The sequence below is a fragment of the Streptomyces sp. NPDC002588 genome (genome assembly GCF_040295925.1).
In the GTDB taxonomy this organism is placed as follows: Bacteria; Actinomycetota; Actinomycetes; order Streptomycetales; family Streptomycetaceae; genus Streptomyces.
Genome location: NZ_JBEOWF010000029.1, coordinates 45,107 through 60,858, shown reverse-complemented (window position 1 = coordinate 60,858; position 15,752 = coordinate 45,107). Strand labels below are relative to the sequence as shown.

The 15,752-nt window shown below is 74.2% G+C and carries 9 protein-coding genes and 2 pseudogenes; 5 read left to right on the top strand and 6 right to left on the bottom strand.

Annotated features, from left to right (window positions below; genetic code table 11):
* Positions 1–151 precede the first annotated feature (151 nt).
* Together ABT057_RS29855 and ABT057_RS29850 are read right to left on the bottom strand one after the other, a co-directional pair.
* Positions 152–790, bottom strand: a complete 639-nt coding sequence (locus ABT057_RS29855; protein ID WP_352346716.1) for a hypothetical protein — start codon at positions 788–790, stop codon at positions 152–154.
* Complete coding sequence (locus ABT057_RS29850; protein ID WP_352346715.1) at positions 787–2,445, bottom strand: serine/threonine-protein kinase; 1,659 nt, start codon at positions 2,443–2,445, stop codon at positions 787–789. The genes ABT057_RS29855 and ABT057_RS29850 overlap by 4 nt, the downstream gene beginning before the upstream one ends.
* Before the next feature lie 150 nt (positions 2,446–2,595).
* Here ABT057_RS29850 and ABT057_RS29845 point away from each other — a divergent pair, with 150 nt between their 5' ends.
* From ABT057_RS29845 to ABT057_RS29830, 4 genes are all read left to right on the top strand, one after another.
* Positions 2,596–3,366, top strand: coding sequence for a VCBS repeat-containing protein (locus ABT057_RS29845; protein ID WP_352346714.1), 771 nt, complete (start codon positions 2,596–2,598; stop codon positions 3,364–3,366).
* A 114-nt stretch (positions 3,367–3,480) separates the two neighbouring features.
* Positions 3,481–3,852, top strand: a complete 372-nt coding sequence (locus tag ABT057_RS29840) for a hypothetical protein (protein ID WP_352346713.1) — start codon at positions 3,481–3,483, stop codon at positions 3,850–3,852.
* 39 nt (positions 3,853–3,891) lie between these two features.
* The gene (gene ligA / locus ABT057_RS29835; RefSeq protein WP_352346712.1) at positions 3,892–5,982 is read left to right on the top strand and encodes an NAD-dependent DNA ligase LigA; all 2,091 of its coding nucleotides are present in this window, start codon (positions 3,892–3,894) and stop codon (positions 5,980–5,982) included.
* 221 nt (positions 5,983–6,203) lie between these two features.
* Positions 6,204–6,734, top strand: coding sequence for an AAA family ATPase (locus tag ABT057_RS29830; RefSeq protein WP_352346711.1), 531 nt, complete (start codon positions 6,204–6,206; stop codon positions 6,732–6,734).
* A gap of 126 nt (positions 6,735–6,860) precedes the next feature.
* On the opposite strand, the gene ABT057_RS29825 is transcribed toward ABT057_RS29830, so the two are convergent.
* The 3 genes and pseudogenes from ABT057_RS29825 to ABT057_RS29815 all read right to left on the bottom strand — a co-directional run bounded on the left by ABT057_RS29825 (position 6,861) and on the right by ABT057_RS29815 (position 13,854).
* Positions 6,861–8,339, bottom strand: a complete 1,479-nt coding sequence (locus tag ABT057_RS29825; protein WP_352346710.1) for a glutamate-cysteine ligase family protein — start codon at positions 8,337–8,339, stop codon at positions 6,861–6,863.
* 103 nt (positions 8,340–8,442) lie between these two features.
* Positions 8,443–8,640 (bottom strand): annotated as a pseudogene (locus tag ABT057_RS29820) (helix-turn-helix domain-containing protein); the annotation flags it as partial.
* A 33-nt stretch (positions 8,641–8,673) separates the two neighbouring features.
* Positions 8,674–13,854: a hypothetical protein gene (locus ABT057_RS29815; protein WP_352346709.1), complete on the bottom strand. Its 5,181-nt coding sequence runs from the start codon at positions 13,852–13,854 to the stop codon at positions 8,674–8,676.
* 177 nt (positions 13,855–14,031) lie between these two features.
* Here ABT057_RS29815 and ABT057_RS29810 point away from each other — a divergent pair.
* Positions 14,032–14,442 (top strand): annotated as a pseudogene (locus ABT057_RS29810) (MFS transporter); the annotation flags it as partial.
* 18 nt (positions 14,443–14,460) lie between these two features.
* Here ABT057_RS29810 and ABT057_RS29805 read toward each other — a convergent pair.
* A complete protein-coding gene (locus ABT057_RS29805; RefSeq protein WP_352346708.1) occupies positions 14,461–15,705 on the bottom strand; it encodes an ROK family transcriptional regulator in 1,245 nt (414 codons plus the stop codon).
* Positions 15,706–15,752: the final 47 nt, after the last annotated feature.

Genomic DNA, 15,752 nt, shown 5'->3' with positions numbered 1-15,752 from the left:
CACCGGCGCCGCCGTACGGCGGCCACCCGGGCGCACACCGACTTCGGTGACGGCGCCGCACACCTTCGGCGCCCCGCCACCGACCATCGGCCGACTGCGCCGTCCGCCGCGCCCCGGCACGGCGGAGGAGGTGTGCGGCGCGGCCCGCGGCTCAGCGGCAGTCGTAGCGCAGCCCGGCCCGCGCCGCCCCTCCGTCCGGGGACAGCACCCGCAGTTCCGCCGAGGCGGCGTAGCGCCCCCGCCCCCGGAAGGTCCACAGCAGATGCAGCAGCACCTCACGCCGCCCCTCGGCGACGGTCGCGTGCAGGACGCCGGAGGACGTGCCGTCGCTGCGGACCCAGCGGTAGGCCAGCTCACCGGGCCGGCCGTCGGTCCGTACGACACCGACGACGTCCGCCGTCCGGTCGCAGCCGGTGGCCCGCTGAGGGGCCGTCACCGCGACCGCGCGCACCGAGAGGCCCGACGTGGGCGGCTGCCGCCACAGCAGGAACAGGACGGCCGCCAGCAGCACCAGCACGGGCAGCGTGTGCCGCCGCAGCCGACGGCGCGGACGCCTGGGCGGCGCCGCGGGCACGGGCGTCGTGGGTACGGCGTACGACCGGGTGGCGGTGACACCGGGGCCGAAGCGCAGGACGGTCCCGGCGACGTCGCCATGGAGCGTGCCGCCGCCCGCGGGGGCCGGCACCGTGGTGTCGTCGCCGGGACGCACGACCCAGTGGCTGTCGAGCACGGTGGCGCTGTAGTCGTCCTGTTCCGGCGGTGCGGGCCGGCGGTCCTGAGGGATGCTCATCGCAGCACGCACCGCCTCGTCAGGAGCTGCTGGGACGCCCCGCCGTCCGCCGACGCGGGACTGGTCGTGGCCTGCACGGTCCAGTAGCAGCCGGTCCCCTGGAAGGTGTGGTCGACGGTCAGCGTGTACTGCGTGGCGCCGCTGCGCCGGTACGACACGGCCGCGCCGTCCGCGCTCCCCGCCTGCCCCGCCGCGTCGCCCGAGAACCAGGCGAGCGTGACGGAGACGGGGCCGGTGCCGTCCGTGGTGACCGTGACCGTCGTGGTGGCCGTGTCGGTGCCCGTCTGCCGGAAGTCGGACACCGTGACCTCCTTGACGGCCGTGGAGGCGGACGGGGAGGGGGAGGTGCTGGTCGACGTGCTGGGGGACGTGCTGGGGGACGCGGACGGGGAGGGACTCGCCGAGGCGTCCGGCGACGGAGGCGGATCGGTGACGGAGGCCGGCGGCGACCCCGCGTCGTCCGGGCCGTGGCCGGAGGGCGAGCCGCCGGGGGCCGGGGAACTCCCGGTGGCGGACGGGCTGGGCGGTGCCGCGGACGACGGGGGCGGGCTCGAAGCGGTCGGCTGCGTGGGAGTGGTGGTGGCCAGGGCCTGCGTCTCCTGCCCCGAGCTCCTCCCCGCGCCCTGCCCGATGCCCTGGCCCAGCAGGAGAGCGACGAGCACGGCGGCCGCCGCCACGGCCACCCCCGGCCAGGTGGGCCGCCACGTGTGCAGCCGTCCCCCGGCCGCGTCCCGGCCGCCGAGAACGGTGCGCGCCGTGTCGGTCGTCGTACCGGGGTCCGTGGTACGGCCGGAGGGGAGCAGGAACAGCAGCAGCGCCACCAGCGCGGCCAGCCGGCCCCGGCCGCGCTCCTCCCAGTCCTCCCCGTAGTGCGCCACGGCCACCCGCTCCAGTTCCGCCACGAAGGCCGCCGCGTCCGCGGGCCGCTCCGCCGCGGACTTGGCCAGCCCCCGCCGGACCAGCCCGCGCACCGCTTCGGGGACCTCCTCCACGGGGACCGGATCCGTGGTGTGCTGCAGTGCCAACTGGGCCAGGTTCTCCCCGGCGTAGGGCTTGCGGCCGGTGAGGCACTCGAAGAACGTGGCGGTCGCCGCGTACACGTCCCCCGCGGGCGAGGCCGGCGCGCCGGCCCACTGCTCGGGGGCCATGTAGGCGGGCGTGCCCGCGACCCCGGCCCTGACCCCGGCGTCCACCGCGATGCCGAAGTCGACGAGCTTGGACACCCCGTCCGGGGTGACCAGGACGTTGGCCGGCTTGTAGTCCCGGTGCACGACCCCGGCCCGGTGCGCGTCGGACAGCCCCAGCAGCGAGCCCTTCAGCACGGTCAGCGCGGACTCCGGCGACAGGGGGCTCTGCCGGACCAGCACGGTCCGCAGGGAGACGCCGTCCACCAGCTCCATGACGATCGCGGCGCCCTCCGGTGCCTCCACGTACTCGTAGAAACCGGCCACGTGCGGACTCTCCAGTCCGCCCAGGAGCTCCGCCTCGGCCCGGAAACCGCGCACGAACCCCGGCCGCGTGCGCAGCGACTCACTGAGGTACTTCACGGCCACCGGCAGCCCGGTCGGCTCGTGCACGGCCAGCACCACCCGACCGCTGGCCCCCGAACCGAGCTCGAGCGACTCGGAGTACCCCGGTACGGCCCATGTGCTCATCGCCAACCCCCTGCCTCGACGCCCCCGCGCCTCGATGGCCACGGAACGCGGGCCACGGCTCCTGAGACACATTTTCGGCCAGTGCGGTTGCAGGGACGTTCCCGACCGACGTCCGGGCGACGCCGAACCGCTGTGCGATAGTGGGGCGCCATGATTTCCGTGGCCCACGGCTTGCCGAACCTGACCGAGAGCGGAAGAAGGCGCAGGAACGCCGCTGTCCTCGTCGTGGCCGGACTCCTGTTGTTCACGGGGTGCGAGGACTCCCTGGGCGCGCCGCCCCCGCCGCCGGACGGGCCGTCCGCCCTCACGGCCTGTGTGACGGCCGACGACGAGCTGATCGCCGACGTGAACGACGACGGGCTTCCCGACCGAGTCGCGGACCCCTCGGGTTACGGAGCCGGCCTCGCCATCACCTTCGGCGTCGGCACGGCCCACGAGACGACGTCCCGGCCACGCGACCTGGCCGACCACGCCGGGGAGCACCAGAGCCAAGTGCGAGCCGCCGTGGCGGACTTCGACCGCGACGGATGGAGCGACCTCGTCGTCGTGGCCGGCCGGAGGCAGGGCGGCGACGACCCGATCCCGCCCAAGGTCGCCGAGCTGCGGCTGGGCCCCTTCTCCGACTCCGGCCGCTCCCGGCGGATTCGCCGTCTCGACCTCGGCGCCACGCAGAACATCGCCGTCGCAGACTTCGACCACGACCGCTACCCCGACCTCGGGGCGTTCACGTACGTGGGCGACGGCGTGTTCAGCAGAGAGGCCCGCCTCGGTGAGCGCGCCCGCGGACTCGGCCCGGACACCAGGGAGTTCACCGAGGACAACGTGGACCCGGGGAACCGCGACTCGGTCGCCTTCCCCAACGCGGGCCTGGCGCCCTTCTATCCACCGTGCGGAAGCGACGACACGGCACCCGGCGCGTGACAAACGCGTTGGGATTGTCACTGTCGTGTTGAAGAATGCGTGGCCGTAGAGATCAACTACGCCCGGACAGGGTAAACGGTGGGGAGCCGCCGTTCCGAGAAGAGGTCACCGCCGATGCCGCCCGCCGCCGATCAGTCGCCCGCCCGCACTCCGCTGACCCGTGCCGAAGCCGAGGTCCTGCGGATCATCTGCGACGCCCGCCACCCCGTGTTCGTCACCGTGCACACCAACGGGCGCCGCAGATACAGCTACTGGCGGCCGCTGGACTCCGCGACCGGCCGGGGCGGCTGCTACGTCGCCCTGCCCACCGAGGAGTGCGACCGACTGCAGGCGGCAGGCCGAATATCGCTCGGCGAGCCCGTGGCCGACCCCCACCGGACGACGTACCGGGTCCGCTCGGTCGGGCGCGCCCCCATCGCGGCCCCGCGCCCGCCGCGCGTACCCGCCCTGCGCGTCGTCCGTGACCGGGGCGCCCGCGCCGCCTGACAGTCCGGCGCGGGGGCGTTGTCAGTGGTGGCAGGCAGGATGAGCCGCATGACAACACCTGGTGCAGTGATCGTGGATGCCGTCGCCTACGCGCAGGCGGTCGAGGACGCGGTGCGGGCGGCCGCGGCCTACTACGCGGGCGGTACCTCCGCGCTGGACGACGACGCCTACGACCGGCTGGTGCGGGGAATCGCGGCATGGGAGGCCGAACACCCCGGGCAGGTGCTGCCCGACTCGCCGACCGGCAAGGTCGCCGGCGGCGCCGCGGAGGGGGACGTGCCCCACACGACCGCGATGCTGAGCCTGGACAACGTGTTCTCGGCGCCGGAGTTCACCGCCTGGACCGCCTCACTGGCCCGCCGTGCCGGCCATGACGTGACCCGGTTCAGCGTGGAGCCCAAGCTCGACGGACTGGCGATCGCCGCCCGCTACTCCCAAGGCCGGCTGACCCGGCTGATCACCCGCGGCGACGGGACGGCCGGGGAGGACGTCTCGCACGCGATCGGCACCGTCGAGGGCCTCCCGGACCGGCTGACCGAGCCCGTCACGGTCGAGGTGCGCGGCGAGATCCTCATGACGACCGCCCAGTTCGAGCACGCCAACGAGGTGCGCACCGCGCACGGCGGACAGCCCTTCGCCAACCCCCGAGGCGCCGCCGCGGGCACCCTGCGCGCCAAGGACCGCGCCTACACCGTGCCCATGACGTTCTTCGGCTACGGCCTGCTGCCCCTGCCCGGCACCGACCCGACGCTCGCCGACGCCCTCACCGAGAGCGCCCACAGCGAGCTCATGACCCGCACCGGCGGCTACGGCGTGAACACCACCGCCACCACCGCGGTGCCCGGCACCACGGCCACGACCGTCGAAGAGGTCCTGGCCCGTGTCCAGGAGATCGCCGCCCTGCGGGCGGACCTGCCGTTCGGGATCGACGGGATCGTGATCAAGGCAGACCTGGCGGCCGACCAGCGGGCCGCCGGATCGGGCTCGCGGGCCCCGCGCTGGGCGATCGCCTACAAACTCCCGGCCGTGGAGAAGATCACCCGCCTGCTCGCGGTGGAGTGGAACGTCGGCCGCACCGGCATCATCGCCCCGAGAGGCGTCCTGGAACCGGTCGAGATCGACGGCTCCACCATCACCTACGCCACCCTCCACAACCCGGCCGACATCACCCGCCGCGACCTGCGCCTGGGCGACCACGTCATGGTCCACCGGGCCGGCGACGTCATCCCCCGCATCGAGGCCCCCGTCGCCCATCTGCGCACCGGCGACGAACAGCCCATCGCCTTTCCCGACGCCTGCCCCCGCTGCGGCGCCGGCATCGACACCGGCGAACAGCGCTGGCGCTGCGAGAACGGCCGCAACTGCCACCTCGTCGCCTCCCTCTCCTACGCCGCCGGCCGCGACCAGCTCGACATCGAGGGCCTCGGCCACACCCGGGTGGTGCAGCTCGTCGAGGCCGGCCTGGTCACCGATCTCGCGGACCTGTTCACCCTCACCCGCGACCAGCTCCTCGGTCTGGAGCGCATGGGGGAGACCAGCACCGACAACCTCCTCGGCGCCCTCACCAGAGCCAAGGGACAGCCCCTGTCCCGGGTCCTGTGCGCCCTCGGCGTCCGCGGCACCGGCCGCTCCATGTCCCGCCGTATCGCCCGGCACTTCGCCACCATGGACGCGCTGCGCGCCGCCGACGCCGAGGCGATCCGGCGGGTGGAGGGCATCGGCACCGAGAAGGCCCCGTCCATCGTCGCCGAACTCGCCGAACTCGCCCCGCTCATCGACCGGCTCACCGCGGCCGGCGTCAACATGACCGAACCGGGCGCCACGCCCCCGCCCGCCGCGGACGAGCCGTCCCCTGAGCCGGCCGCGGCCGGTCCGCTGGCCGGCATGGCCGTGGTGATCACCGGCGCGATGACCGGCCCCCTGGAGAAGCTCAGCCGGGGCGAGATGAACGAACTCGTCGAACGGGCGGGCGGCCGTGCCTCCTCCAGCGTCTCCAGGAAGACCGCACTGGTCGTCGCCGGAGAGGGCGCAGGCTCCAAGCGCACCAAGGCCGAGTCACTGGGTGTGCGCCTGGCCACCCCGGACGAGTTCGCCGCGCTGGTCGCCGACCATCTCGACACGGGCGTGTAGCGGCCGCCGTGCCGGTCCCCGCCCCTGCGCAGACCGGCGCGGCCGCCCGCGCCCGCACGTCACGGCCTGCGGGCGAGACCGCCGTGCTCCGCGACGACGTTTCCGTCCTCTGGTCGGGGAGTGCATCGGTCAGAGCACGACCTACGTCCCAACAAGACGATTCCGTACAGCAGTTCACGTTTCCTGTCGTTCCGGACCTCCGACGCTACTCTGGCCCGGTGATGGTGGGCACCACAGAGACCCGGCTCGTCGTACTGCGCGGCAACTCCGCCTCCGGGAAGTCCTCGGTCGCGGCAGGCGTCCGCCACCGGTTCGGACGGGGAGTGGCCCTGGTCGGACAGGACAACCTTCGCCGGATCGTCCTGCGGGAGAGGGACCGTCCCGGCGCGGCGAACATCGGCCTCATCGACACCGTCGCCCGCTACGCACTCGACGCCGGCTACCACGTCGTCCTCGAAGGCATCCTGCAGGCCGACCGCTACGGCGAGATGCTCGCCCGGCTGCGCACCGAGCACCGAGGTCCCACCCACGCCTACTATCTGCACGTGCCGTGGGAGGAGACCCTCGCCCGGCACGCCACCAAACCGATCGCCCACGAGGTCGGCGAGGCACAACTGCGCGACTGGTACCGCGAGCTCGATCTGCTGCCCGACGACGTCGAGACCGTCATCGGCGCCGACAGCACCCTGTCCCGGACCGTCGACCGCATCATGCGCGAAACCGGCCTGGACACCCTGCCCGCACGGCCGTGACGGGCTCACTGCCGGGCCGGTGTCCGCATGAAGAGGGCGGCGAGGCGGCCGGAGAGGGCCTCGGCGGCCGCACTCGGGCCGACCGGCCCGGCTCCCGTGATCAGTACGCCGATGCCCGCCGCCGGGTCAGTCGACCGGCCAGGTGTGCACCGGAGCGTTGAGATGCATGTAGTCGATGTACAGCTGGGTCATCCGGCGCAGCGCCTCGTGGCGGCCCGCGTGACCGGCGTCGGCGAAACGGTGGAAGGTCTCCTTCTGCCAGACGGCCCCGTTGCGGGCGGTGACGCAGCGCTGCTCGATGACGCCGAGCAGCGGCTCCCGCCACGCCTCGTCCATGCCGGAACGCTCCAGGCCGCGGTGCGCCAGCGGCAGCAGCCGGCGCAGCACGAGTTCGGGGACCGGGACCTCGCCCGTCCCGGGCCAGTACAGCCGGGCCTCGATGCCGTGCCGCGCCGCCTGGTGCAGGTTGTCCTCGGCGGCCTGGAAGGACATCCGGGACCACACCGGCCGCTCCTCCTCGACCAGGGCGCGGGTGAGGCCGTAGTAGAACGCGCCGTTGGCGAGGGTGTCGGCGACGGTCGGCCCGGCCGGCAGACAGCGGTTCTCCACGCGTACGTGCGGCTGGTCGTGGGCGACGGCGTACACCGGACGGTTCCAGCGGTAGATCGTGCCGTTGTGCAGGGTGAGTTCGCCCAGTTCGGGGATGTCGCCCTGGTCCAGGGTCTTCGCGGGGTCCTGCTCGTCGCACAGCGGCAGCAGCGCCGGGAAGTAGCGCAGGTTCTCCTCGAACAGGTCGAAGACACTGGTGATCCACCGTTCCCCGAACCACACCCGCGGCCGTACCCCCTGCACCTTGATCTCCTGCGGGCGGGTGTCGGTGGCCTGCTCGAACAGCGGGATACGGCTCTCGTGCCACAACTCCTTGCCGAACAGGAACGGCGAGTTGGCCGCCAGTGCCACCTGTACTCCGGCGATCGCCTGCGCCGCGTTCCAGTAGCGGGCGAACTCCCGCGGCTCGACCTGGAGGTGGAACTGCGTGCTGGTGCACGCGGCCTCCGGGGTGATGGTGTCGGCGTACGTCCGCAGCCGGTCGACCCCGTCCATCTCGATCCGCAGGTCCTCACCGCGCGCCGCGAAGACCTGGTCGTTGAGCAGCCGGTAGCGCGCGTTCTCCGACAGCGCTCCTTCGCCGACGTCCTTCTGCCGCAGGGTGGGCAGGATGCCGATCATGATCAGCCGGGTGTCGGCCGACCCGGCGCGTTCCTCGGCGTGGTTGAGCGCGGCCCGGATCTCGGACTCCCAGGCGTCCGGACCGCCCTCGGTCAGCCGGCGCGGCGCCACGTTGATCTCCAGGTTGAACCGGCCCAGCTCGGTCGACCAGGCGGGGTCCGCGATCGCGTCCAGCACCTCGGTGTTGCGCATCGCCGGCTCGGCCTCGTCGTCGACCAGGTTCAGTTCGATCTCCAGCCCCACCTGGGGCCGCCCGGACTCGAACCGCTCCTCGCGCAGCATCTGCGCGAGGACGTCGAGGCATTCCTGCATCTTGATCCGGTAACGGCGGCGGTCCTCGCGGGTGAAGACCAGCGCCGGGACATCGCGACCCATCGGCCCTCCCGGCTCGTGGCTGCTCGACGCCTCACCCTCCAGCGTCGCACCGCCGGGCGTCCCCTACCACGCGGACCGCGGCCGGCGACCGCCCACCCGGTGATCGGCGCGGTGCCCACGCCCCCGGAACCCGTCCGCGGCGCCGGACACGGGCAGGGCGGCGGCTGTCGGCCATGCCTGCTTCGCCGAGTCGGCGGTGGCGGTCGGCCCAGCGCCGGGCGGTGGTCGGTGAGACCTGGAAACGCTCGGCAGCCCGGCGCGGCGGCCGGCCGTCCTCGACCACGCAGCGCGCCAGACGCAGGAGGCCCTGTCCGTACCGTCGTCCAGCGGGCCGTCAGGTGGTCTCCGGTTCGGCGCGCAGCTTCAGGTGGTTGCGCGGGTCCCGCAGGAGCCCCTCGTTGGACGGGTCGGCCAGCATCCGCTTGACCACCGGCGCGGGCATCCTGACGACCACCGGGTCGGGGAGGACCACCTCCTGCGCGGCCGTCGACCGCCGGCCCGTCACCCGGTCGGTCACCTGCGCCACCACCCGCACCTCCAGCCTGAACTGCACCAGCACCGATTCGAACTTGGGCTTGTGCAGCGGCATCGAGCCGGCGGAGTTCGCGGCCGTGTCGGTGCCGCTGCCGCTGCCGTCCATCGTGCCGAGGAACTGGTTCGTCCGGAACTCGTCGGCGTTCAGCACCCCCGCGCCGAACATGCCGCGCGCCGTCCTGCCGTGCTCGTTCGCCTGCTGCCCGTCCGTGCCCGTCGGGCGCGGCGCGTCGAGGCCGCTCTGCGCGACGGTCTCGAAGGTCATCTTGTCGCCCACGCCCAGCACCCGGCCCCGGCGCAGCCGGGCGTGCAGCGAGGTGTGCAGGTCCTGACCGGTGGCGCCGGTCGCGTGCACCGGCGGGAGGTCGACGCCCGCGGCGGTCAGCAACGGCAGCGCGGCGGTCAGCCACTCCGTGGAGACGGCTTCGCGCAGCAGATGGAACGGCGCCTCGCCGCCGGTGCGGAACCGCGCGTTCCCGCCCGCCCGCTTGACCGCCTCGTCCACCGCTTGCTGCACCCTGGGCGCCCCCCGGAACCCGTTGACCTGGGCCTCCATGGGCAGCCGCACTCCGTTGGACCGCCACGCGCCGAGCCGCTCGGTGCCGGTCTGCTCGACGGGGACGACATGCCGGCCCACCCGCTCGGGCTCCACGGGGGAGAGTTTCGCCAGGGCACGCAGGTCGGCGGCCAGGACCCGATGGACCAGGCTCAGGCCCGTCAGCTTGTACAGGGCTGTCCGGCGGTTGCCCGAGAAGATCTCGAGGCTCGCCTCGAGCGGTACCTTCATCCGGGCGGACGGCGCGGACGACGCCTCGGCGACGGTCTTCACGCCCAGCTGGGCCCGCCCGACGCTCACGGAGCGCCGGGAGTCGCTCGCCGACACGCCGAGGCCGGCGGCCGCCCCCGCGCTCTTCAGCTGCCCGGTGCCGCCCTCGGGCTTCCCCGAACCGGCGAGGACCCCCTCGACACCCCGGGTGTCGCTCTCGTCGTGGGCGGCGGCCCGCTGGGCGGCGGCGGAGGTGATGTACTCCATGTCCCGGCCGTCGGAGGCCTGCTCCAGGTGTGTGCCCGGTCCGGTCCTGCGCAGGCTGAACACCGCCCGGTAGGGCCGCTTGCGCCCGTCGAACAGCTCGACCCCCACGCCCCCGTCCATCGCGCTCGACAGCAGTCCGGCCGAGCCGTCCCGGTCGAGCACCCGCAGCAGCCGCTGCACGTTGTCGTTCCGGTCCGTCAGCCGGGTGCGCGGCAGCAGGTCGTCGGCGAGGGGCGCGCCGAGTCTGCCGCGGATCCCCTCCAGCAGCGGCACGAAGTCGGGCAGGTCCTCGATCATGCCGAAGCCGAGGGGCAGGCCCGCGGCCAGGGAGGGTTCGCGGGCCGGCCGGGTGCCCGGGGCGGTGCCGCCCGGACCAGCCGCCGCGGCCTCGCGCGTCTTCCCCGTTCGCGAGGCCTCGGCGTCCCCCTTGCCGGGCGCCTTCGTGCCCGAGCCGGAGGCCGCCGTCTCGTCGCGCTCCTCCTCGCCGGGCACCTTCAGCCCCGCCGCCCGCAGCTGGGCGGCGGTCAGCCACACGGCGACGCCCGCCGGCACCGTACGGCCGCCGCGCGCCACGTACGGGCCGCCGCCCGTCACGGCGACCTCGGCGACCATCCGCACCACGAGGTCGCACTGGACGAGGTAGAGCGGGTTCTTGCGGGAGGTGTGCGCGTTGCGTTCGACGGTGCCGGCGAGCGTGTTCGCCGCGGTGTCGCCGTGGCCCAGGGTGCGGCCGGCCGCGACGCCCTCGGCGACCCGCCACTCGGTGCCGTTCTCCGCGCCCGTCAGCCCGCCCTGCACCGTGGTGTTGTGGCTCCTGCCCTCCTGGCCGGTGACCTGGTGCCCGCCCAGGACGAAGGTCTCGGTGCCCGCCCCGGTGCCCTGGTGCACGATCCGCGGGGCGGTCAGCGCGAACCGGGTGCCGACCGCGCCGTTCAGCTCGGCCAGCCGGCGCGCGTAGCGCAGGTTCTGCACCACCCAGCCCGCGGAGACCGCCTGCCGCAGCGCCGACGTCACGGCCTGCGGACTGAACCGCTCCTCGATCGCGAGCCTCGGCGCGAGCCCCTCCGACTCCAGCGCCCGGTCCTTGCGGATGCGCCCGTCGGGTTCCTGACGGTTGCGTGCGGCGGCCCGCGACAGCAGGTCGAACGCCAGGTCCCGCACGGGCCTGCCGTCGCCGACCGTCTCCACCAGCGTCCAGTCCCGCACCCCGCCGCCGCCCAGCTGCTGCGGGGCCAGCCCGGCCAGATCGCCGATGCCCGCGGCCGCGAAGGACGCGGGCCTGTCGTGGTGTTGCGCCCTGCGTGACGTCGTCCCGGTGTCGAGCCGCTGCTTGCCGGCGTCATCCAGGGTGAACGCCGTGGGGGTGAGCAGCCGTACGTCCTGCGCGTCGAGGGGCAGCGTGTCGATGTCCTCGACCGTGGGCATGTCCTGGCCCGGCGCGCCCGGGGTCAGAGTGCGGGCGGTCTTGCGCTGCCGGCTCGTCATGGTGACGCCGACGTTCAGGCTCAGCGACCCGCCGAACACGCTCGCGGTCTCCGAGCCGTTGGTGAGGACGTCGGTGCGCAGGGTCGGCCCGGCCTGCCCGCGACGGGTCGTCGTACGCCCCTTCTCGCCGCGCACGGAGGCCGTCAGGGCGCCCGGGATCAGCCGGAACTGGCCGAGCGCCATCCCGGACACGGTCCGCGAACTGGCGCGGCCGCTCTGCACGTTGCTCGTGACACCCGTGTGCGAGCGCACCAGCCAGTCCCGGGTGTCGCCCCGATAGCCCGTCTCCGTCAGGGATCCGGTCACCTTCACCTGCACGTCGTGCGTGTGGAGGCGGGACTTGCGGCGCAGCCGCACCCGGATGCCCGACGACAGCAGCTGGTCCTTGTTGACCCGCAGGTTGGTCTCCGACAGTACGGTGACCAGCTCCCGGTAGTTGCGCCGCTGGACCTCGGCCTCCTCCGGGCTCGGCTCACGTGTGCGCTCCTCCTCGCCGAACGCCGGCAGATAGCCGGCGAGCCGGGGATCGGTGGCGAACAACTGCTGCACGGCCCGCATCATCGGCGCGGTGTCCAGCCGGCTGATCGCCACGCTGGAGCCCATCGCCCCGAACGGCAGATGCCGTACGAGGTGCCGGGGCGCCTCGCTCTCGTCCGCCTGCTCGTCGACGGCCCTGGCCTTTCCCTTCCCCTTGCCCGCGCCCTGGCTCTCGTCCTCGGCCGTCGTCGTGGGCGCCGGTGGCCGCTCGACGAACTCACCGGCGGTCACGCCCTCCGGCAGCGGCAGCCCCAACTCCTTGGCCTCGTCTGCCCGCAGGCTGATCCAGACCCGCATCGAGTGGTGCGCCGTACGACCGCCGCCATGCGCCCGGGTCAGCGGCGAGGCCGGTCCGCTGCCCTCGACGGTGAACAGGACCGTGCCCAGATACAGCACTTTCTCGCCGCGCACCTCCGCGCCCTGCCTGCTGGACACGGTCTGCTCGGCCACCGTGAACCGCGCCTGGCGCGCGCCGGCCACCGGCATGACGGTGCCGCGGACGGCGGCCGCGTTGCCGAGGACGCCGAACCCCGCCGCAGGACCTACGCCGACGGTACCGCCGCGCCCCTTGGCCGCGGTGTCCGTGACCCCGTGCTGGGCCTGCTGGTGGGTGCGCAGCTGGGTCTTGCCGGTGCTCCAGCCGGGCGCCAGCTCGGTGATCGCGGCCCGCATCCGGTAGGTGCCGGTGGTGGTGCCGTCCCGGCTGGTCAGATCCTCGCCGACCACGCCGTCGCGCAGCAGCCGCGGCAGGTCCTCCAGCACCGTCGAGGTGGCGGTGGCCTCGTACAGCCGGGCCCGGCCGGGGGCGCCTGGCCAGGTCAGGGACGGGTGTAGGGCCGAGGCGACCGCGTCGAACAGCCCGCCGCCGCCCTGGTGCGGGCCGGCGTCGTCGGAGACGGCGAGCGGAGCCATGGAGTCGGCCAGCGACACCGCCCGCGCCGTGTCCTCCTCCACCGGAGCAGGCGTCGGCGGCGCCTGCGCGGCGACCGGCACCAGATGCTCCACCGGCACCCGCATGGTGAGCGTGCCGGGCCTGCTGAAGCGCTCCGCGCGGCCGCCGTCCTTCTTGATCCGCACGAGACAGCGCACCTTGCGCGGCACCTCCACGGACCCCTTGTCGCTGCGCAGCACCCGCGGCTCCGCCACGCCGCGCTGGGTGCGCGAGTCCCGGGACGACTGGAAGGGCTGGGCGTTGACGGTGGCCGCCGCGCCCGCCCACACCGCGGGCGCCGCCGGGACCAGCCCGAACGCGGTGAACGACACACCCTTCGACGCGGACGAGCCCGCACTGTGGGCGACGGCGGCGGAGGTGTTGTGCTGCATGTCCACCTTGGTGGCCGCGCCCTCGGTGTCCGGGCCGGCGGCCGGGAAGACGGGGGGCCGGTCGTCGTCGGCGGGGGAGAGGCTCACCGTCACGTCGTAACGGTCGGTGCCCCGGGCCCCGTTGACGGCGAAGGCCCGGCCGCGCCCGTAGAACGACTCGGGCCGGCCCGCCAGTTCCGCGCCGATCTCGGCGACGACCCCGTCGCGGTGCCCGGTCTTCTCGGCCAGGAGGGTCGTGACGAACTCGTGGCCGGTGAGCCCGGACGCCGTCGACAGCCCTCCGGCCTCCATGGACCGCAGATACGGCGGGAGTTCCAGGGCGTCGTCGTCGACCTCCGCGATGGACTCCAGGACCGGATCGAGCGAGCGGCCCGCGGTGGGACGGCCGACGGTGGAGCGGCCGGCGCCGGGACGTCCGGCGGTGGAGGGGCCCGCGCCGTGCAGGGCCGCGACCGTGGCCGCGTTGCCCGCGGTCTGCTGAAGGCCCAGCAGGGGGTTCGGTCGGTCGCTGCGACCGGCGGTCCGGGGCGCGCGGGTCGCCAGCGGGGACCGGTCGCGGGCACTGCCGTGGCGGTCCTGGCCCGCCTGCTGATGATCTGGCACGCGCGTCAGCGTAGGGACGCCCCGCGGGCCGCGCGGACCTCCCCGCGCAGTGTTCAACTCCCGTATACCCAAAGGTCGTCGGGCACCCGCCCGGGACGCCGGCCGCCGCCCGCCGGGAGGCCCGGCGTGCGCCGCCACCGGCGCCGGCGCAGACTGGCCGGGTGACCGGAACGCACGGTCACCGGCGTCACCCGAACCGTCCGGAACTACGCGGCCGGCGTGGGCCTCGCCGTCTACGGCAGCATGCTGACCCACGCCATGACCGACAACGTCGTGGACACCCTCCGGCAGCGCGGGGTGCCCTCGGACACGGCGCACTCCGTGGCCCGGGACGTGACCGAGGCCGTCACCGGGAACGCGGACGCCCGCACGCCCGACGGCGACGGCCGGGCCGCGACGACCATGCACGACGCGATGTCGGCGATCCGTCTGGACTTCGCAGAGGCGAACCAGTGGGTGTTCTACGGCATGGCCGTCGCCCTCGGCATCGGCTACTTCTGCGCCCTCCGCCACCCGGGCGGCCGGGGCACACCGGCTGCCGGGGAGCCCCAGGCGAAGACGCCGGGACGGACGCCGGTCCCGCACTGAGCACGGGCCCCGCGCGTCTCAGCTCGCCGTGTCGGTGAGGAGGCGCCAGCCAGGGGCGTAGTTGCCGTGCAGGACCAGGGACGCGGCGCCGATCGCGCCGACGGTGTCGCCGATGACGCTCCGCTCGATCGTCACGCGGCGGATGGAGCGGGCCACCGAGGTCCGGTTGACGGCCTGGTCGATCTCCTCGAGCAGGATCGGCTCGATGCCGCGCAGCGCCTCGCCGCCCAGCACGACCCGGCTGACGTCCAGCAGGCTGACGGCGCCCCGGGTGGCCTGGGCCATCCGGCGGGCGGCGCGGCGCACCACGTCGACGGCGTCCGGGTCGCCGGTGCGGGCGGCCCGGCGCAGTGCCTTCCAGTCGTCGTGCGGGGACTCGGGGGTGCCGGTCAGCCCGATGCGGTCGGCGGCGGCCCGGCCGTGCAGGCGCAGCAGGTCGTCGATGATCGCGGCCGGACTGCAGTAGGGACCGAGACAGTCGGTGGCGCCGCAGGCGCAGACCCGGTCGCCCGGTTCGACGGGCATGTGGCCGAACTCCCCGGCGTTGCCCGTGCCGCCGTGCAGCACCGTGTTGTCGAGGACGATCCCGGCGCCGATGCCGGTGCCCAGGTAGATGAAGAGGAAGCTGCCGGCCCGGGACTCGCCGCCGATCCAGCGCTCGCCTATCGCGGCGGCGGTGGCGTCGTTGTCCAGGGCGACGGGCAGGCCGGTGGCCGAGGTGAACATCTCCACCAAGGGCACCCGGCCCCACCCCGGCAGGTTCGGCGGCGAGACCACACAGCCCGAGGAGCCGTCGATCGGTCCCGGCGCGGCGATGCCCAGGCCGAGCAGTCTGGTGGCGTCCACCGCCGAGCGGCCGAGCAGCCGCCGGGCCGCGCGGGCCACCCGGTCCACGACGTCGGCGGGGTCGTCCGGGGCGGTGAGCCTGAGCCGCCGGCTGACGATCACCTCGCCCGCCAGGTCGACCAGGACGATCACGGCGGAGTCGGGGTCGAGATGGACGCCGATCGCGTAGGCGCCGTCGGGGCGCGGGGAGAGCAGGGTGCGGCGCTTGCCGCCGCTGGAGGGGGCGTACCCGGTCTCCGTGACGAGCCCGGCGTCGAGCAGCTTGCGGACGACGTTCGAGACGGTCTGGTTGGTCAGACCGGTGAGGGCGGCCAGCTCGACCCGGCTGACCGCGCCCCGGGTACGGATGGCGTCCAGCACGACGGCCTGGTTGTACCCGCCGACCCGCGGCAGATTCGTGCCGCCGAGCGTCGTCACTTGCCCATCACCTGACCTCCACATCATGCCCTCATCGCGCCGGTATG